The organism is Pseudonocardia endophytica (assembly GCF_004339565.1).
GTDB classification, from domain to species: domain Bacteria; phylum Actinomycetota; class Actinomycetes; order Mycobacteriales; family Pseudonocardiaceae; genus Pseudonocardia; species Pseudonocardia endophytica.
The window spans coordinates 2,449,363-2,467,481 of record NZ_SMFZ01000001.1; the positions used below are offsets into that span (position 1 = coordinate 2,449,363).

An 18,119-nucleotide genomic window follows, 5' to 3' on the forward strand; every position below is an offset into this window, starting at 1 on the left:
GATCCCGGGATGACCGTGCGGATGACCGTCAACGGCCAGTCGCACGCCCGCCACATCGACCCGCGCCGGACCCTGTCGGACTTCCTGCGCAAGGACTGCGGCACCACCGGTGTGCACCTGGGCTGCGAACACGGCGTCTGCGGGGCATGCACCGTTCTCCTCGACGGGCGCACCGCTCGCTCGTGCTGCACGCTCGCCGCCCAGGCCGACGGCGCCGACGTCACCACCGTGGAGGGACTCGCCGACGGACCGGAGCTGAACCCGCTGCAGGAAGCGTTCTGGAAGCACCACGGCCTGCAGTGCGGGTTCTGCACCCCCGGCTTTCTGATCGTCATCCAGGAGCTGCTCGCCGAGAACCCGGACCCCACCGACGAGGAGATCCGCGAAGGCATCTCCGGCAACATCTGCCGCTGCACCGGCTACCAGTTCATCGTCGACGCCGTCCGCGACGCCGCAGCGATCCTGCGCGGCGAACAACCCAGCGCGGCCTCGGGTAGCGACCACTAGGCACCGCGCTCTCCAGCCGCGTCGTGGCGGAGCCGCTCGGGCTCCGCCACGGCGTGGCGCCCGCTCGCCTGAACACCTACCGGAGCACCCCGAAACGGGCGGCCCCGGCCATCGGCGTGCCCGCGTCTCGGCACCCCCACGACGTGGCAGGCCATCACCTGGCACGGCCATCACACCCTGGCTGACCAGCGCGACTGAGGAGACGGACATGCGCATCGGAGTTCCCCGCGAGGTCAAGGACAACGAGTTCCGGGTGGCCCTCACCCCGGCCGGGGTCGATGAACTCGTCCGCCGCGGCCACGACGTCGTGGTCGAGAACGGCGCAGGCGACGGGTCGTCGTGCCCGGATGACGAGTACAGCGCCGCCGGCGCCCGGCTGCTTCCGGACGCCGATCAGGTGTGGGACAGCGCCGAGCTGCTGCTCAAGGTCAAGGAACCCGTCGAGTCGGAGTACCACCGCCTCCGCAGCGACCTGACCCTGTTCACCTACCTGCACCTCGCCGCGTCCAAGGCCTGCACCGACGCCCTGATCGACGCCGGCACCACCGCCATCGCCTACGAGACCGTCCGCACCGCCGACGGCCGGCTACCGCTGCTCGCGCCGATGAGCGAGGCCGCAGGCCGGATCGCGCCCCAGGCCGGCGCCTACCACCTGATGCGCTCCGCCGGCGGCCGCGGCGTCCTCATGGGCGGGGTACCGGGCGCGCCCGGCGCACACGTCGTCGTGATCGGCGCCGGCGTCTCCGGCTCCCACGCCGTGCAGATCGCCGCCGGAATGGGCGCCCGCGTCACCGTCCTCGACGTCAACCTCGACAAGCTCCGTGCCCTCGACGACCTCTACCGCGGCAGGGTCCAGACCCAGCACTCCACGTCCTACGCCGTCGAACACGCAGTCCTCGACGCGGACCTGGTGATCGGAGCCGTGCTCGTCCCGGGCGCCAAGGCACCCGTTGTCGTGTCGAACGACCTGGTCGCACGGGCGAAGCCCGGCGCTGTGTTCGTCGACATCGCGGTCGACCAGGGCGGCTGCTTCGCCGACACCCACCCCACCACCCACGCCGAACCGACCTTCCCGGTCCACTCCGCGGTCTTCTACTGCGTGGCGAACATGCCCGGCGCCGTGCCGAACACGTCTACCCGGGCGTTGACCGCGGTCACCCTGCCCTACGTCATCGAGCTCGCCGAACACGGCTGGAAGCAGGCCCTGCGAGACGATCCTGCCCTCGCCGGTGGGCTCTCCACCCACGCCGGACGGCTGACCAACGGCGAGGTCGCCCAAGCGCACGGGCTCAGCGCGGTCGCCCTTGACGACGTACTCGGATGACGCCGCCGAGCCGACCCGCAACTCGGGCCGCCCACCCCCGCACCACGCCCAGGCCTGTGATGCCGCCGACGACATCAATCTCGACACTACCTGTCCGCCCCGTGTCCCTGGCGTGACGAAGATCTGCTTGCGCGGTGCCTGATCGGTATTCCCGCAACACCTCGCGGGCCCCTCAGTGTTCGGTGCTGAAGAACCGTAGCAACAGCGGGCCGACGGTCTGTGGGTCGACGACATGATCCGGCCCCTCGAGGGGCTCCCGTTGAGCGTGGGGTAATTGGTCTGCAAGCTCGTCGGCTGCGCGGTCGAAGAAGTCCGAGGGCAGGCCTGCCATATAGGGGACCGTGATCGGCCCTCCGGTGGTGACCAGGACCGGTTGGGTGACCGTTGCCAGTCGATCGGCCGGCAATTGGTAGCGGTTGAGGAAGACGCTGTCGTGGACCAGCGTGGGCGCGAGGGCGACCGAATGCGCCCAATGCGCCGTCTGCTTGCCTGCCGCTTTCCTGGCCGCGATGTTGTCGTCGGAGGCGCCGGTCATGCGCATGAACAGTTCGAGAACCTCCTCGTCTCGCCCGGCGTCGAAGGCGCGTCGGGTGTCTGCGATGTACTCCTCGAATCGCGGGCGTATGTCGTCCCCGACCGCGTAGGGCACCTCCCAGACGGCGATCGTGTCGATGGCTGACCCGGCCGCGGCGGCTTCCAGCGCCAGCGCGCCGCCTGAGGACGCCCCGAACAGGTGTGCCGAGCCGCCCGCCTCCGCGATCAACGCATCCAGGTCCTCGATCTCCCTTTCCACGGCGTACGGCTCGGTGAAGCCGCTCGCGCCGCGTCCCCGACGGGCATAGTTGTAGACCGTGAAGTGCTCGGCGAGAGCTGGTGCCAAGGGAGCGTTCTCCACCCCCTCGTCGAGTGCTCCGCCCACCAGAATGACGGCCGGACCGCTTCCTTCCCTGTCGTAGGCGATGGTGGTGCCATCGTTTGATGTCACGCGAAAGGCCATCTCGTTCATCTCACATCTCCGTTGGCCGAGTGGGCCGGGTTGTCGGAGTTGATTTCGACCAAGTGCTCGCGGTAGCGGCATCTACTTCTTGTTGCGGTAGAGGACCATGGTGATGGGACCGAAGACCGCGACGAGAAGTACGGACGAGACGAGCACCCAGCCGATTTGCCCGGCGGGCACCGAGCCGTCCATCAGGCCGCGTACCACGGTCGCCAGGTGGGTGATCGGGTTGACCTCGACGACCGCCTGCATCCACCCGGGCATCGTCTTCGGGTCCACGAAGATGTTGCTCCCGAACGTCAGCGGGAACATCACCATCATGCTGACCCCCGCCACCGAGTTCGGCGTGCGCAGGATCAGGCTGAGCATCGTCCACAGCCACGACAGGCAGAACGAGAACACCAGCAGGAGCACCACCGAGAGCACCACGCCGACGGCGCCACCCTCCGGCCGGAACCCTAGGACCAGTCCGAGCGTGATCACGATCGCCGACCCGATCGAGTAGCGCATCACATCGCCGAGCAGGGCGCCGACCAGCGGGGACGGTCGCCACACCGGGAGCGCCCTGAACCTGTCGAACACCCCCTTCTGGATGTCGGTGTTCAGCGTTATGCCGGTGTTCATGGTGATCATGACGTTCGCCTGCACCAGGATGCCGGGCAGCAGGAACTGTAGGTACGCCTGTGTCGACCCGGCGAGCGCGCCGCCGAACAGGTAGGTGAACATCAGCGTGAACATGATCGGGAACATGGTCACGTCGACGAGCTGCTCCGGGACGTGTTTGATCTTCAGCAGAGCGCGCCAGCCGAATGCCAACGAGGTGCGCACCGGGCCGGGGCGAGACGGCCGCTCGCCGGCCAACAGCACACTGCGCGGCGCGTACTCGGTGACCGGCGCCGACGCCTGCTCCGCGGTCGTGGCATTCATGCGGCATCCTCCTCGGGTGTCTCTTCGGCGGGATGTCCGGTCAGGGTGAGGAACACCTCGTCCAGGCTCGGCTGACCGAGCGCGAACTCGGTGACGTCGATGCCACTGCGGGACAGCTCGGCCAGGGCGCGGGCGACCCGCTCGGGGTCGGAGATCCGCGCGGACAGCGCGGCCGGGTCAGCGGACGGCTCGGCCGTCACCTCGAGGACGCCGGCGAGGACTCGTTCTGCCTCGGCCCGCTGCTCGGGCGCACGTAGCCGTACGTGCAGCGAGCCGGCGCCGACCGACGCCTTGAGCTCGCCGCTCGAGCCCTCGGCGATGACCTTCCCGTGGTCGATCACCGCTATCCGGTCGGCGAGCTGGTCGGCCTCGTCGAGGTACTGCGTGGTCAGCAACACGGTGGTGCCTTCGGCGACCATGCCGCGGACGATCTCCCAGACCTGGTTCCTGCTCCGGGGGTCGAGGCCGGTCGTGGGCTCGTCGAGGAAGATCAGTTCGGGGGTGACGACCAGGCTCGCCGCGATGTCGATGCGCCGACGCATCCCGCCGGAGTACTTCTTCACCTGCCGGTCGGCCGCCTCGGCAAGACCGAACGCGTCCAGCAGGTCGGTCGCCCGCTCCCTGCCTCGGCGGCGTGAGTAGCCGAGCACTCTGGCGAGCAGCAACAGGTTCTCCACCCCGGTGAGGTCCTCGTCGACCGACGCGAACTGCCCGGTGAGGCCCACCCTGCTCCGCACCGCCCGGGCGTCACGCACGACGTCGTAGCCGAGCACTTGCGCCTCCCCGGCGTCGGGGCGCAGGAGCGTGGCCAGTATGCGGATCGTGGTGGTCTTGCCCGCCCCGTTCGGACCGAGCACGCCGTACACGCCCCCGGCGCTCACGGCCAGGTCCACACCGGCGACCGCGTGGGTCGTGCCGAAGCTCTTCTTCAACCCTCTCGTCTCGATCGCGAGCGTTCCCATGGGTTCGATTCCTTCTCTCGGTGTTGCGAACGGACCGGTTGAGCACTAGTCAAGTTTGAATACTTGGCGACAGTGCACGAGGAGGAACGTCTTGTCAAGTTTGATTAGAAGCGCATCTTGAGGGGATCGGGGACCGTTCGCCACGAACCCGGATCATCGGCCATGGTGTAGGCGCCCTCAGACAGTCGTTTGCTCAGGCTCTTCGCCCACTCCAGTTCGGTGCGTGCGTGTCCCGCCCACAGTTCGGCCTGATCGCGGACGTGCTCGGGGGTGTCCCGATCGGGGTGCTCCCGCCACTTGGCCTGCTCTACGAGCTCCGCTTCCAGGCGCGCGACCCGCTCGTTAACGTGCGCGATGGCATCTGTCCTCGTCAGCATGGGCAACATGGCGATGGACGCGTTGAGCATGTCCGGGTCGTGGGTGCGCCGCAGACCGTCGCGGACCAGTTCGACTATCTCGTCACGTCCCCGAGCTGTCGCGCGGTACAGAACGCGCTCCGGCCCGGAGTTGCCCGGCTCGGCGTGTTCGGTGAGGAGGCCATCAGCCGCCGCCTTCTTCAGTGCGTGATAAATCGAGCCGGGCTTGATCTTGGCCCAATTCTCCGCACGCCAGCTCTGCAGCAGTTCGGACCGCACCTGGTAGCCATGCGCGCCGCCGGAAAGGTGCACGATACCGAGTACCAGGAGCTTCGTCGCCGACATGCGCCCACCTCCGCTCAATCTGCTCGGACTCGCTCCGCTTGCGCGCCCACCAGGGTGGTGTCAACTCCGACCAACACTCGGGTGTCCTCCTGGTCCGGGTGGTGTTAGCACTGACCTACCAACGGTGCCGGTGGAGACCTCCAAAGCCACCCATCGCGGCGGAAGCGCCGCGCCTCGCCCGGGCGACACTCACCATGAAACGCCGCTGCAACTCATCGCTTCGGGCGGTGGTTCTTCACTGCCTTGACGGTGCCATCGGCGTTGTAGGTCGTCCACTCGCCGACCTTGCGACCCCGGTCGTAGTCTCCGGAATCGAGGGGGCGACCTCGAGCGTCCCAACGCTCCCATCGACCGTGCTTGACGTCCTGGTCGATGTCACCACGCTGCATCATCGCCCCGTTCGCCCGGTACCAGACCCACGTACCGTGGAGGACACCGTGGTCGTAGGGGCCTTCGGAGCGGAGTCGTCCGTCGAGGGAGTAGTGCTGCCAGGTGCCGTGACGCTCGGCTTCGAGGTAGTCGCCGATCATCACACCGCCGTGCGGGTCGGACTCCGTCCAGCGCCCCGTCTTGCGGCCCTGCCTGTCCAGCGCATTGGGAGACTCCGGCGCTGCGACCGTCTGGGACTCGCGAGCTTCGTTCCGAGTCATGCTCCGAATCGTATCCAGGCCGTACCGGCGAACCCGGTCCTGGAGCAGGGTGCGACGGTGATGGACGAGATCTTTCCCGTCGCCGAGGACGACGACGCGGGGTCGTCACCCAGTTGGTCACTCATGCGAACGCCCGCCGGATCCAATGGATCACTCGACGGGCGTTTTCGCTGCTGGATGGGGTGGAGCTGAGGGGATTCGAACCCCTGACCCCTTGACTGCCAGTCAAGTGCGCTACCAGCTGCGCCACAGCCCCTTGCAACGAGAAGAACGGTACACGAACGCCCGTCGCGCTCCCCAAGCGGGTAGTGATCGGCCTAGCGTCGGCGGCGTGCGACCTGAGGACATCGGACGGCTGGTCACCCTCGGCGACGCCGCCGTCTCTCCCGACGGGCGGTGGATCGCGTTCACGGTGCGGCGCGTGGACCTCGACGCCAACCGCTACCGCAGCAGCGTGTGGCTCGCCGCTGCGGACGGAGGGAGCGCTCCGTACCAGTTCACGAGCGGCACCGACGACGATCGGACGCCGGTCTGGTCACCGGACGGCCGCCGGCTGGCGGTCGTGTCCGGGACCGGGACGCTGCGGTTGCTGCCGGTCGGGATCCCGGGCGAGCCGGTCGCACTCTGCGAGCGGCCGGAGGACGTGACCGAGCCCGTGTGGTCGCCGGACGGCTCGGCGATCGCGTTCGTCTCGCGGGAGCGGACCGCCCGGTACGGGGCGCCGGACGAGCACGCGCGCGGGCCGCGTCGGATCGACCGGTTGTTCAGCCGCATGGACGGGGCCGGCTGGATCGTCGACCGGCCGGCGAGCGTGTTCGTCGTGCCGGTGGACGGGTCGGCGCCGCCGAGGATCGTCGCTGGCGGGCCCCACGAGCACGCAAGCCCGGCGTGGTCGCCGGACTCGGTCACGCTCGCCGTCGTCACGAACCGGGAGCCCGACGCGGACCTGCTGCGGTACGCGTCGCTGTACCTCGTCGACGTCGCCGGAGGCGGTGATCCACGACGGCTGACCGGCTCGGACCGGTCGTATCGCGCTCCGTCCTTCTCACCGGACGGCACCCGGATCGCCGCTCTCGCCGCCGACAACCGCGTCGTGCCCGCGGGTGCGGTGCCGGTGATCGTCGACGCGCGGACGAGCGCCGAGACGGTGCTGGCCGACGCGCCCGACCGCACGTGCGCGCCGTACCGCGCGACCCGCTCCCCGATCTGGGACGACGGGACGCTCTGGTACTCCGTCGAGGACCACGGCGGCGTGCACGTCCAGCGCAGCGGACACGGCTGCGTGCTCGGCGGGACGCGGGTCGTGAGCGCCCTGGACGGCGCCGGACCGACCACCGCCTTCCTGTCCTCGACGCCGGCCCGGTGCGCCGAGCTGCACGTCCTCGACCCCGGCGGGTCGGAGCGACGCCTGACACACCTCACCGACGCGTTCCACGGCGACGTGCCGGGGCCCGACCCCGTCCACATGGCCGTCCCGTCGCCGGCCGGGGACGGCGACGTCGACACCTGGGTGCTGCTGCCGTCCGACGGCGAGGGCCCGCTACCGGTGCTGCTGTCCATCCACGGTGGACCGATGACGCAGTACCCGACCGCGTGGTTCGACGAGTTCCGGCTGTGGGCGGGCGCCGGGTACGCCGTCGTCTGGTGCAACCCGCACGGCTCCACCGGCCACACCCGGGCCTGGACCAGGGCCATCCGCGCGCCCGAGGCGGACGTGGACCCGGGAACCGGCTGGGGTGGGATCGACGCCGACGACGTGCTGGCCGCGCTGGACGCCGCCCTGTCCAGGTTCGAGCGGCTGGACCGCGACCGGGTCGGCTTGATCGGGGGTTCGTACGGCGGCTTCCTGACGTGCTGGCTGGTCGCCCACACCGACCGGTTCGCGGCCGCGTGCAGCGAGCGCGCCGTCACCAACTTCGAGTCCGAGGACTGGAGCTCCGACATCGCGGGCTGGCTCCGCTGGGAGCTCGGCCTCGACACCGGCACGGCGACCGCGGCGTTCCGCCGGATGTCGCCGCTGACCTACGTGGACGAGATCCGCACCCCGATGCTGTTGCTGCACGCGGAGAACGACCTGCGCTGCCCCGTCGAGCAGGCCGATGCGCTGTTCGCGGCGCTGCGCTCGCGGCGGCGTCCGGTCGAGTACTGGCGGTTCCCCGAGGAGGGACACGAGATGTCGCGGGCCGGGTCCCCACTCCATCGGGTGCAACGGGCCCGGATCGTCCTGGACTTCTTCGCGCGGCATCTCGGGGGCGACCCGCCGGGCTGACTACCCTGACCGGCGTGCGGGCGATCGTTCTCACCGGGGGTCCGGCCGGATCGAGCCACGACTTCCGCGCGACGACGGCCCGCCTGTCCGATCTGCTGGCGGACGCGGGCGCGCGTGTCGAGGTGCACACGGGCGTCGAGGAGGCGTTCGCCGCGCTGCCCGGCGCGACACTGCTCGTGGTCAACGCACTGCGATGGACCATGCGCGAACCGGAGCACTACCGCGGGCGGGCCGACGTGGACGGCGTCAGCCCGTCGGACGCCTCGCGCGCCGCGCTGACGGCGCACCTGGCCTCGGGCAGCGGGGTGCTCGCGATCCACACCGCCGTGCTCTGCTTCGACGACTGGCCGGAGTGGGGCGACGCGCTCGGCGGCGCGTGGGTCTGGGGCCGCTCGCACCACCCGCCGCTCGGGCCGCCGGTGGACGTCCGGGTGGAGGGCCCGCACCCGCTCACCGACGGCGTCGGCGGCTTCCGGCTCGTCGACGAGGTGTACTCCGATGTGGACACCGCCCCGGAGGTCGTGCCGCTGCTGACGGCCGGCGGGCAGCCGATGCTCTGGGCCCGCGAGCACGGCGGCGGCCGGGTCGTCTACGACGCGCTGGGCCACCACCCGCCGTCCTACGAGGTGCCGGAGCACCGGGAGATCCTGCGCCGCGCGATCGAGTGGCTGACGGGCGGCCGACGTGGCGCGTGAGATCGCCGGCATGTCGGTGCTGGTCACCGGCGGAGGGTCGGGCATCGGCGAGGGCGTCGTGGCCCGGCTGGCCGGGCTCGGAGCGCGGGTCACGGTGAGCGGGCGGCGAGAGCACCGGGTCGCAGCCGTCGCGGAACGGACCGGCGCACGTGCGGCGGCCGGGGACGTGACCGTCCCGGACGATCGACGGTCCATGGTGGACGCCGCCGTCGAGCACGGTGGCGGGTTGGACGCCGTCGTGCACGCGGCCGGGAACATGTACCGCGGCCCGATCGAGGAGCTCACCCGGCAGGGACTGCAGGATGTGTTCGCGTCCAATGTGATCGGCCCGATGCTGCTCACCGGCCTGGCCGCACCGCATCTGGCCGAGCGGCGCGGTGCCGTCGTGTTCTTCGGCTCGGTGCACACCGTGCGCGCGTTCCCCGGCGCGTCGCCCTACGCCGCGACGAAGGGCGCGCTGGAGACCCTGACCGGGGCGCTCGCCGCGGAGCTCGGGCCGCGCGGGGTCCGGGTCGGCTGCGTGCGTCCCGGGGGCGTGCTGACCGAGATCAACCAGCGGGCCGGCCTGATGGACGACGCGACGGCTGCGGCCCGGATGACCGCGCTCGGCGCCGAGCACGCGCTCGGGCGGGCCGGGACGCCCGACGAGGTCGCCGAGGCCGTGCAGTACCTGATCACCGCCGAGTGGGTCACCGGCGCCCTGCTGACCGTCGACGGCGGTCTCGGACTCGGGATCACCGGGGCCTGACGTCCGGTCAGGACAGCGGGCGCCCCCGCCTGCGTTGCGGCACGCCGCCGTGGCCGCCCGGTCCGCGGGCGAGCAGGGTCGCGGGGAAGCCCTTGTCGCCGCGCAGCGCGAGCAGCGCCGGGTCCGACTTCCAGAAGCGCTCGAAGTCGTCGGGCGCGAACTTGTCGGCGATCAGGTGCATCGCGATGTCGTGGCGCACGTACTCGACGGCCACCAGCACGACGGCCGGGTCGTCGGTGTAGACGCCCCACGCGTCGTCCCCGACGAAACCGCCGATCACCGCCTGCTCGCGGTCCGCGGAGACCACCATCAACCGGCACCCGAGGTTCTCCAGCACGACGTCCGGTGAGGAGAAGCGGTGCCGCGTGGTGGTGCCGATCGGGTCGTCGTCCTCGCCGAACACGACGACCTGGACGTTCACGCCCTCGTCGGCGGCCCGGCGGACCATCGGCTTCAGCGGCCCGATGTCGTCCGGCCAGCCGGACAGGAACAGCTCGCCTCGCGCCGCGGCGACGACGTCCTCGGACCGGGCCAGCAGCGACGAGCGGTCGGTGAGGTTGTGCACGAGCCGCACCTCGGGCGGCGCGGCGAGCTCCGGGAGCGCCGACGTCAGGTGGTCCACCGAGCGCTCGAACTCGCGTCGCAACCGGTCCAGCAGCGCCGACGGAGGCAGCGCGATGTACCCGACGCTGGCGTCGCCCGCGCGCACCTCGTAGGCGGCCTCCCGACCGACCAGCTTGGACAGCGTCTCGTACACCGTGCTGCGTGGGACACCCGACCGCTTCGCGACCTCGTAGCCGTTCAGCGGCGAACCCGCCGCGACCAGCGCGACGTAGGCCTTGGCCTCGTATCCGGACATGCCGAGGCGCTGCAGCTCCTCGATGACGCTCTGCTGCGACATCGTGTCATCATCCCATCGACGTGGGAACGCCGCGTGCCGCACGGTCAACCGCAGCGATCCGGAGCGGACCGGGGAATCCCGGACAGGGCGGCACGCACGAGTCCACCGTCGACGGTGACCGTCTGCCCGGTCACGTACGCCGCCCGGTCCGAGGCGAGGAACAGCACGACGTCCGCGACGTCCTGTGCCGCACCCTGTCTACCCACCGGGACGGCGGCCGACCGCCGCTCGCGGACGTCCGGATCGGAGTTCACCGCGTTCGACATCCCGGCGTCGATCAGGCCCGGCGCCACGGCGTTCACGCGCACGCCGCGATCGGCCCACTCGAGCGCCATCTGCTCGGTGAGACGTGCCACACCGGCCTTCGACGACGTGTAGGCGCCCGCGTCGACGGCAGCCGTCACGCCGTTGACCGAGGCGATGTTCACGACCGTTCCCCCTCCGGCCGGGATCATCCGGCGGACGAGCGTGCGCGCCACGACGAACGTGCCGGTCAGGTTCGTGCCGAGCACGGTCGTCCAGTCGGCCACCGTGAGGTCCAGCAGCGGTCCGAACCGGACCACGCCCGCGTTGTTGACCACGAGCCGGGGAGCCTCCGGCAGTGCCGCTGCGGCCTCCTCCACGGCGGCCTGGTCGCCGACGTCGACGACCGCCGTCGTCAGCGCGTCGCCCAGCTCCGTCGCGAGGTACGCCAGCCCCTCCGCGTCGATGTCCCAGGCCGCGACCCGGTAGCCCGCGCCGATCGCGGACCGGGCGATGACGGACCCGATACCTCCGGCCGCGCCGGTGACGACGGCCCATGAACCCGACACGAGACTCCCCCCGAGGCCGTGCGTCTCACGGCGCCGTCAGATCAGTCGTGCCGAGCACACGTGCGTTACCGTCCGTCACCAATTTGCATGACGACGACGATCGTCACGGCTCCTCACAGGGCTGGCAGGACCTCTCGCCCGAACAGGTCCATCGCCTCGAGCACGGACGCCTGGTCGGGCCCCGTCGGGTACCGGAAGATCGTCAGGAAGTCGTCGACGCCCGCGTCGTCCCGGAAGCGCCGCAAGGTCTCCACGCACTCGTCGGGGGTGCCGAACACGAACCGGTCCGCGACGAACGCGTCCAGGGTGATCTCGTCCGACGACGTGACCCCCGGCAGGTCGACGATCGCGCCGTAGTCGAACAGCGTGCGTGCCATCGCGAGCGCCGTGTCACCGAAGTGGGAGAGCGCCTCGTCGCGCGACGTGTACGGCCAGCAGAAGCGGATCGCGGTGACGTGCGGCGTGCGACCGGCAGCACGCGCGGCGGCGCGGTAGGTCTCGCCGGCCGCGGCGATCGTCGGCAACGCCATCAGCGCGTTCGTGATCCATCCGTCGCCGAGGCGACCGGCCCGGCGCAGCCCGCCGGGCGTCCACGCGCCGAGGTGCAGCGGGACCCCCTCCGGTGCGACCGGGCGGGGCTGCACCGCGACGTCGTCGAGCGTGTGGAGGTCGCCGTGGAACGTGAACGTCTCCCGGGTGTGCGCGGCCCGGACGATCCGGACGACCTCGTCGAAGCGCTGCGCGCGGTCGTCGAACCCGACGCCGACGCACGCGAAGTCCTCGGGCGTGTAGCCGGCGCCGAGCCCGAGCCATGCACGACCGCCGGAGAGCTGGTCGAGCATCGCGGCGTCCTGGGCGAGCCGGACCGGGTTGTACAACGGGCCGATCGCGATCGCCGTCCCGACCCGCACCCGCTCGGTCCGCGCCGCGATCGCGAACGCCAGCGGCAGCGCGGACCCGAAGTACTCCGGCGAGCGCGTGTGCTCGGTGGTGAGCGCGGCGCAGAAGCCGAGCCGGTCGGCCGCCTCCGCCTGCTCCAGCATCTCCGACAGCACGATGTGGGGGTCCCCACTGACCGTGCCCTGGGTGAACAGCACTCCGACCGACATCGCTCTCCTCAGCTGGTACGTCCGGCGACGGGGCGGACGGCGGAGCCCGTCGCGGCGGCCAGCCCGGCGACCCGACCCAGCGCGAACCCCCCGCCCAGGTGGATACCGCCGAGCTCGGCGCACGCGTTGAGGCCGCCCGCGCAGTCGCCCGCGGCGAACAGGGCGGGGACCGGGTCGCCGAACACGTCGAGTACCTGCATGTCGGTCGTGGTCCGGAAGCCGCCGTACGGGAAGTTCACGCCTTCGACCATGGCGACGGCCGTGAACGGCGGCCGGGCGCACCGCCGCCTGCCGGGCGGCAGCACGACGCGGCCGTGGAGATCGGTCGCGGATCCGCTGTCCAGGAACGTGTTCCAGCCGTCCACGGTGTCCTGCAGCGCCGCCGACGGGACCCCGATCCGGTCGGCAAGGCCCGCGAGCGTGTCCGCCCGCACCGGCTCCGACGGCATCCCGCCGATCAGCCGGGCCTTCTCGGCCGCCACCTCGCCGTCGACGACGTACCACGCGCGCCCGCCCGGCTGCGCGCGCAGGCGGAGGACCCGCTCGTCGGTCGGACCCGCCTCGTCGTGGAACCGGACACCGTCGGAGTTCACCGCGATCGCGTCCTCCACCAGCGACGACGACACCATCACCAACGGCGGCAACGCGGTCATGTTGACCAGGTCGCCGCCGACGGCCTGGCCCATGAGGTGCCCGGCGCCGCGGCACGTGTCCAGTCCCAGGTACGGCGACGACGCCGCCCTGGCCGGCTGGTAGCGCCGTCGCAGATCCGGGTTGGCCTGGTAGCCGCCGGTGGCGAGCACGACGCCGCTGCGGGCCCCGATCTCCCGTTCCGCGCCGGTGTCGCGGTCGTGCACGCGCACGCCGGTGACCCGTCGGCCGTCGGTGACGAGGCGGTCGGCGAGCGTCCGGTGCAGCGTCGCGACGTTCGGCCGGGCGAAGTCCGGGCGGAACGCGTCGGCCAGCATCGCGACGTCCTCGACGGCGGCGAGCCGGTCGACCGTGTTCACCGCGGGGCGGGGCACGAACCGGCGGAACCGGACGCCGCGCGAGACGAGGAACCGCTCGGCCCGCGGGCTCTCCCGGACGAACAGGCCGGCCAGCCGCTCGTCCCACTCGACGCCGAACGACGAGCCTGCCGCCTCGACGCGCGCGCGGGCGTCGGCGAGGAACGTCTCCTCGTCGTCGTCCAGACCCGCGGCGCGCTGGCCGTCCGAACCCACGACGACGACGTATCCGGTGGAGCGCACGGCGTTGCCGCCGATGTCGTCGCACGCGTCGACGGCCACCACGTCGGCGCCCGCGAGCGCCGCGGCGGAGACGGCGGCCATGCCGGCCGCACCCGTCCCGAGAACGACGACGTCGGCGTCCCATCGCTCCGGTGCGCCCACGCCACCCCCGTCTCGTCGGTGGCGACAGTGGACCCCGCCGACCCCCGCGTCAAGGCGACCGGCGCCGGTCCGCGCGGAGCGGGTTGTTAGCGTCGGCGCGAGGAGAAACGGTGCCCGTGCAGACGATCACAGTGGACGGCTACGCGCAGATCCGCGACGCCTACCGGTGCCGTGACCTGCGGCAGGCGCTCTACGACGCGAGCGGCGTCGTGATGGCGGACAGCCTGCTCGTGCTGCACGGCGACGCGCACAAACGACGCAGACGAATCGAGAACCGGCTGTTCCGCCGCGGCGTGTTCCGCGAGTGGGAACGCACGATCGTGCGACGGACGGTCGCCGAGGCGCTCGCGCCGTGCCGTGCCACGGGCCGCGCCGAGCTCGTCGAGCTGGGGTACCGGGCGATCAGCACGCTGACCGCGACGGTGGCCGGCGTCGACGTCGACATCGACGCCGGGGACACGCTCTGGCGCTTCGCCCGCACGTTCTCCGAGGGCGCGACGCTCGCGCACACCACCCGCGACCCGGCCGTCGTGCGGGCCGAGGTCGGCGCCGCGCTCGAGGAGTTCACGACCCTGTTCGTCGTGCCGTCCGCCGCGCGCAGGCGGGACCTGCTGGAACGCTTCCACGCGGGGACGGTCGCCGACGACGACCTGCCCCGCGACGTGCTCACCGCCCTGCTGCGGCACCGCGACGAGCTCGGTCTGGACGACGCCACGATCCGCCGGGAGTGCGCGTTCTACCTGCAGGCGGGCTCGCACTCGTCGGTGGACGCGCTCGTGCACGCCGTCGACGACCTGTTCGCGTGGACGACCCGCGACCCGGTCCGCGCGGCGCGGGCGTGGACGGACCGGGCGTTCCTGCAGCGGTGCGTGCACGAGTCGCTGCGGCTGCACCCGGCGAGTCCGGTCGCGCGCCGGCACGCGGTCGCCGACGTCGTGCTGCGCGACGGCACCGTCGTCCCGGCCGGGACGGATCTCGTGATGGACGTCGCGGCGGCCAACCGGGACCCGTCCGTGTTCGCCGACCCGGACGTCTACGACCCGGATCGGACCGTCCCGCCCGGCGTCGCCCGGTGGGGGCACGCGTTCGGCGGCGGGATGCACGCGTGCATCGGGACCGAGCTGGCCGCGGGCGTCCCGGGCCCGGACGCCGTGCTCGGCACCGTGACGACGATGCTGGCCGCCCTGCTCGACGCCGGGGTGCGACCGGACCCGTCGGAACCGCCGCGACGGGATCCGCGCTCCGCGCGTGACCACTTCGGACGGTATCCGGTCGTGTTCGACGGCGGGTAGGCCTCAGGCGCCGCCGGTGGCGTTCTTCAGCCAGTTGCCGTCGTTGATGTCGGCCTGAGCCCCGTTCAGCAGGATCGTCGGCGTGGACAGGCGCCCACCCGGTGCGACGGTCTGGTTGCCTGCCGCGGCGTTCGTCGCGTCGAGGATCGCCTGGCCGTTGGCCGCGTCGTTCACGCAGCCGGCGAAGTCACCCTTCGCGCCGACCTGCTGGCCGATCGTCACCAGCTCCTGCGCCGTCTTGCCGGGGCCGCCCTCGGACGGCTGCTCGTCGTACAGGCGCGAGTGGAACGCCGGGAACACGCCGGCATCGGCCGCGCACAGGCCCGCTCCGCCGGCCAGCGACGAGTAGCCGGGCGGCGTGGAGCGCTGCTCCAGGATCGCGATCAGATGGTAGTTGACCTTGACCTTGCCCTCGTTCAGCGCCGTCGTGATCTCGTCGCCGTAGATCTTCTCGAACTGCTGGCAGGCCGGGCAGAGGAAGTCCTCGTAGACGTCGACGGTCGCGGGCGCCGTCGGGGACCCGGCCGTCACGACGGCGCCGTCGCGCGTCGCCTGGTACGTCGCCGCGACGGGGGCGCCCGTGCTGTCGGAGCTCGACGAGCTGCTCGTCTGCCACGCGATGACCAGCCCGGCCACGACGGCGACGACGAGCACGACGGCGGCGATCGCCAGCCCCTGCTTGCCGCCACCGGGCTTCTTCCTCGTCTGGATGCCCGCCGCCGCGAGACGCGCCTGCGCCGCCTCACGCCGCTCCCGCTCGGAGCGTGCCATCGCTACCCGACCCTCTCCATGTCGTTGCGTTCCCGCTGTGCGTCGTCCCGCGGGGCCGCCGGCGCCCAGAGCGCGTCGAGCGACACCAGCGTCCGCGGCCGCACGATCATCCAGCCTGCGAGGGCGAGGAAGCCCAGGTCGCGGACCAGTTCCAGGCCGTACTCGGTCTCGCCGGGCGCCACCGGCCCGCCACCGCCGAAGCAGCCGCAGTCGATCGAGAGCCCGCGGATCCACGCCTGCGCGAGTCCGCCGATGAACACGATCTGCAGCACGGCCGACACGACGGCCGCGGCACGCGTACCGGCGCCGACCAGCAGCAGCACGCCGAGCGCGATCTCCAGCAGCGGCAGGACCGACGCGACCACGGGAACGACACGGTCGGGCATGACGTCGTACGCGCCGACGGCCACGACGGTGCCGAACCGGTCGAACAGCTTCAGCGTGCCGGAGACAAGCCAGATCGCAGCCAGTACCAGGCGGACGAGCGTGCCGACGGGATCGAGCACACGGGCGGACCTCACCCGACCGAGACTACTGACCCGGCTCAGAACGCCTCGCGGGCGGACTCCTGTTCCAGCACGGCGTCGAGGTCGGAGAGCCGGTCCATCGTCGCGACGGCCCGCGCCGTGCGGTTGTTCGACGCCAGCAGCTCGCGATGGCGGTGCACCCACTGCCAGTACCCGGCCGTGAACGGGCAGGCCTTCTCCCCGACGCGCACCTTCGGGTCGAACGCACAGCCCGTGCAGTGGTCGGACATCCGGTCGATGTACGCCCCTCCGGACGAGTACGGCTTCGTCGCCATCCTCCCGCCGTCGGCGTGCTGGCTCATCCCGATCACGTTCGGCGGCATCACCCAGGCGTAGCCGTCGACGAACGCGGTGGCGAACCACTCGTTGAGCTCGGCGGGCCGGTACCCGCGCTGCAGGGCGTGGTTGCCGAGAACCATCAGCCGCGGGATGTGGTGCACCCAGCCGCGATCGCGCACGCCCTCCAGCGCGCTCGACAGGCACCGGGCCGTGACGGCGTCGGAGTCCAGCTCGCGGAACCAGTCCGGCAGTGGCGTGCGGGCCCTCAGGTGGTTGCGCTTCGGGTAGCCGCGCCCGAAGTACCAGTAGAGCTGCCAGACGTACTCCCGCCAGCCGAGGATCTGGCGGACGAAGCCCTCGACCGAGCTGATCGGCTGGTCGCCGGACCGGTACGCGTCCTCGGCGGCGTGCACCGCCTCCAGCGGGTGCAGCACGCCCATGTTCAACGGGACCGAGAGCAGCGAGTGGGCCATCGCCCAGTCGTTCTCGAGGATCGCGTCCTCGTACGGGCCGAACGTGCCGAGCCGGTGTGTCACGAAGTGACGCAGGGCCTTCGTCGCCTCGTCGTGGGTGACGGCGAACCAGCGCGGGCCGTCCTCACCGACGGTCGGATGGCCGGCCTGATCGAGGTCACGGCGGACCTGCTCGTCGATCTCGTCCTCGGTCGGCCGCCACGGGCCCTTCACGTCCAGCGTGTCCGTGCCCTTGGGTGGGGGCTCGCGGTTGTCGTGGTCGAAGTTCCACCTCCCCTCGACCGGCTGGTCGCCGTCCATCAGGACCTCGAAGCGCTCCCGCTGCGAGCGGTAGAAGTCCTCCATCCGGAACGACGAGCGGCCGTCGGCCCAGTCGTCGAAGTCCTGCTGGGGCAGTGCGAACGTCGGCGTCGGGCGGACCTCCGCGACGAGACCCTCCTTCTCGAATCGCCGCACCATGTCCAGCGCCGGGAACGACGTCGGATGGTGCACGACGACCGGTCGTCCGACCTGGGTCAGCGCCTCCCGGTACGTCGCGGTCCGCAGGTGCGTGACGCGGTCGCCGAGCTGGTCGGCGAGGTGACGGACCGCGGACAGCGTCAGATGCAGCTTCTGGCGGTGGAACGGCTTGCGGCCCAGCGCACGCGACGACTCGACGAGCACGATCTCCCGGTCGCGGAACTCGTCGTTGTCCCAGACGTGCGGGCCGAGCTGGTCGGCGAACAGCCAGAGTGGTGGATCCGACATCGCCCCAGTGTCGGGCCGGGCCGGTCGGTGCGCGCGG

At 71.6% G+C, this 18,119-nt stretch carries 18 protein-coding genes and 1 tRNA gene; 6 read left to right on the forward strand and 13 right to left on the reverse strand.

The features are described 5' to 3' along the window. Window positions 1-9 precede the first annotated feature (9 nt). Window positions 10-507 (forward strand): (2Fe-2S)-binding protein, encoded by a 498-nt coding sequence (locus EV378_RS10985; RefSeq protein ID WP_132427719.1) that lies wholly within the window; start codon window positions 10-12, stop codon window positions 505-507. Window positions 508-715: 208 nt separating this feature from the next. Beyond that, on the forward strand, window positions 716-1,831 hold the full coding sequence (gene ald / locus EV378_RS10990; protein WP_132423537.1) for an alanine dehydrogenase: 1,116 nt from the start codon (window positions 716-718) through the stop codon (window positions 1,829-1,831). Window positions 1,832-2,003: 172 nt separating this feature from the next. On the opposite strand, the gene EV378_RS10995 is transcribed toward ald, so the two are convergent. The 6 genes from EV378_RS10995 to EV378_RS11020 form a co-directional block, all read right to left on the reverse strand. Then, the gene (locus tag EV378_RS10995) at window positions 2,004-2,837 is read right to left on the reverse strand and encodes an alpha/beta fold hydrolase (protein WP_132423540.1); all 834 of its coding nucleotides are present in this window, start codon (window positions 2,835-2,837) and stop codon (window positions 2,004-2,006) included. Between the two features lie 72 nt (window positions 2,838-2,909). Then, a complete protein-coding gene (locus tag EV378_RS11000) occupies window positions 2,910-3,755 on the reverse strand; it encodes an ABC transporter permease (RefSeq protein WP_132423543.1) in 846 nt (281 codons plus the stop codon). After that, complete coding sequence (locus tag EV378_RS11005) at window positions 3,752-4,717, reverse strand: ATP-binding cassette domain-containing protein (RefSeq protein WP_132423546.1); 966 nt, start codon at window positions 4,715-4,717, stop codon at window positions 3,752-3,754. Before EV378_RS11005 ends, EV378_RS11000 begins: the two co-directional genes overlap by 4 nt. 104 nt (window positions 4,718-4,821) lie before the next feature. Beyond that, window positions 4,822-5,418 (reverse strand): PadR family transcriptional regulator, encoded by a 597-nt coding sequence (locus EV378_RS11010; RefSeq protein WP_132423549.1) that lies wholly within the window; start codon window positions 5,416-5,418, stop codon window positions 4,822-4,824. 212 nt (window positions 5,419-5,630) lie between these two features. Next, a complete protein-coding gene (locus EV378_RS11015) occupies window positions 5,631-6,068 on the reverse strand; it encodes a toxin-antitoxin system YwqK family antitoxin (RefSeq protein WP_132423552.1) in 438 nt (145 codons plus the stop codon). A gap of 183 nt (window positions 6,069-6,251) precedes the next feature. Then, a tRNA-Ala gene (locus EV378_RS11020) sits at window positions 6,252-6,324 on the reverse strand. Between the two features lie 75 nt (window positions 6,325-6,399). Between EV378_RS11020 and EV378_RS35305 the strand changes: the two genes are divergently transcribed. The 3 genes from EV378_RS35305 to EV378_RS11050 are packed head-to-tail and all read left to right on the forward strand — an operon-like array spanning window position 6,400 to window position 9,780. Next, the gene (locus tag EV378_RS35305) at window positions 6,400-8,337 is read left to right on the forward strand and encodes a S9 family peptidase (protein ID WP_165922244.1); all 1,938 of its coding nucleotides are present in this window, start codon (window positions 6,400-6,402) and stop codon (window positions 8,335-8,337) included. Between the two features lie 14 nt (window positions 8,338-8,351). Next, window positions 8,352-9,032, forward strand: a complete 681-nt coding sequence (locus EV378_RS11045; RefSeq protein ID WP_132423555.1) for a ThuA domain-containing protein — start codon at window positions 8,352-8,354, stop codon at window positions 9,030-9,032. Next, window positions 9,022-9,780 carry an SDR family NAD(P)-dependent oxidoreductase gene (locus EV378_RS11050; protein WP_243653384.1) on the forward strand — a complete coding sequence of 253 codons (759 nt, stop codon included), beginning with the start codon at window positions 9,022-9,024 and terminating at the stop codon, window positions 9,778-9,780. Before EV378_RS11045 ends, EV378_RS11050 begins: the two co-directional genes overlap by 11 nt. Before the next feature lie 7 nt (window positions 9,781-9,787). On the opposite strand, the gene EV378_RS11055 is transcribed toward EV378_RS11050, so the two are convergent. The 4 genes from EV378_RS11055 to EV378_RS11070 all read right to left on the reverse strand — a co-directional run bounded on the left by EV378_RS11055 (window position 9,788) and on the right by EV378_RS11070 (window position 13,993). Continuing rightward, window positions 9,788-10,681: a TrmB family transcriptional regulator gene (locus EV378_RS11055; RefSeq protein ID WP_132423558.1), complete on the reverse strand. Its 894-nt coding sequence runs from the start codon at window positions 10,679-10,681 to the stop codon at window positions 9,788-9,790. 44 nt (window positions 10,682-10,725) lie between these two features. Then, window positions 10,726-11,493, reverse strand: a complete 768-nt coding sequence (locus EV378_RS11060; RefSeq protein ID WP_132423561.1) for an SDR family NAD(P)-dependent oxidoreductase — start codon at window positions 11,491-11,493, stop codon at window positions 10,726-10,728. A gap of 113 nt (window positions 11,494-11,606) precedes the next feature. Continuing rightward, entirely contained in the window at window positions 11,607-12,602 is a 996-nt protein-coding gene (locus tag EV378_RS11065; protein WP_132423564.1) for an LLM class flavin-dependent oxidoreductase, read from the reverse strand. A gap of 8 nt (window positions 12,603-12,610) precedes the next feature. Then, window positions 12,611-13,993, reverse strand: a complete 1,383-nt coding sequence (locus EV378_RS11070; protein WP_243653385.1) for an FAD-dependent oxidoreductase — start codon at window positions 13,991-13,993, stop codon at window positions 12,611-12,613. Between the two features lie 110 nt (window positions 13,994-14,103). Between EV378_RS11070 and EV378_RS11075 the strand changes: the two genes are divergently transcribed. After that, window positions 14,104-15,285: a cytochrome P450 gene (locus EV378_RS11075; protein ID WP_243653386.1), complete on the forward strand. Its 1,182-nt coding sequence runs from the start codon at window positions 14,104-14,106 to the stop codon at window positions 15,283-15,285. Window positions 15,286-15,288: 3 nt separating this feature from the next. Here the strand turns inward: EV378_RS11075 and EV378_RS11080 are convergent, their stop codons facing one another. The 3 genes from EV378_RS11080 to EV378_RS11090 are packed head-to-tail and all read right to left on the reverse strand — an operon-like array spanning window position 15,289 to window position 18,082. After that, entirely contained in the window at window positions 15,289-16,056 is a 768-nt protein-coding gene (locus tag EV378_RS11080; RefSeq protein WP_132423567.1) for a DsbA family protein, read from the reverse strand. A gap of 2 nt (window positions 16,057-16,058) precedes the next feature. Continuing rightward, window positions 16,059-16,577 (reverse strand): MauE/DoxX family redox-associated membrane protein, encoded by a 519-nt coding sequence (locus EV378_RS11085; protein ID WP_132423570.1) that lies wholly within the window; start codon window positions 16,575-16,577, stop codon window positions 16,059-16,061. A 23-nt stretch (window positions 16,578-16,600) separates the two neighbouring features. Continuing rightward, complete coding sequence (locus tag EV378_RS11090; RefSeq protein WP_132423573.1) at window positions 16,601-18,082, reverse strand: cryptochrome/photolyase family protein; 1,482 nt, start codon at window positions 18,080-18,082, stop codon at window positions 16,601-16,603. Window positions 18,083-18,119: the final 37 nt, after the last annotated feature.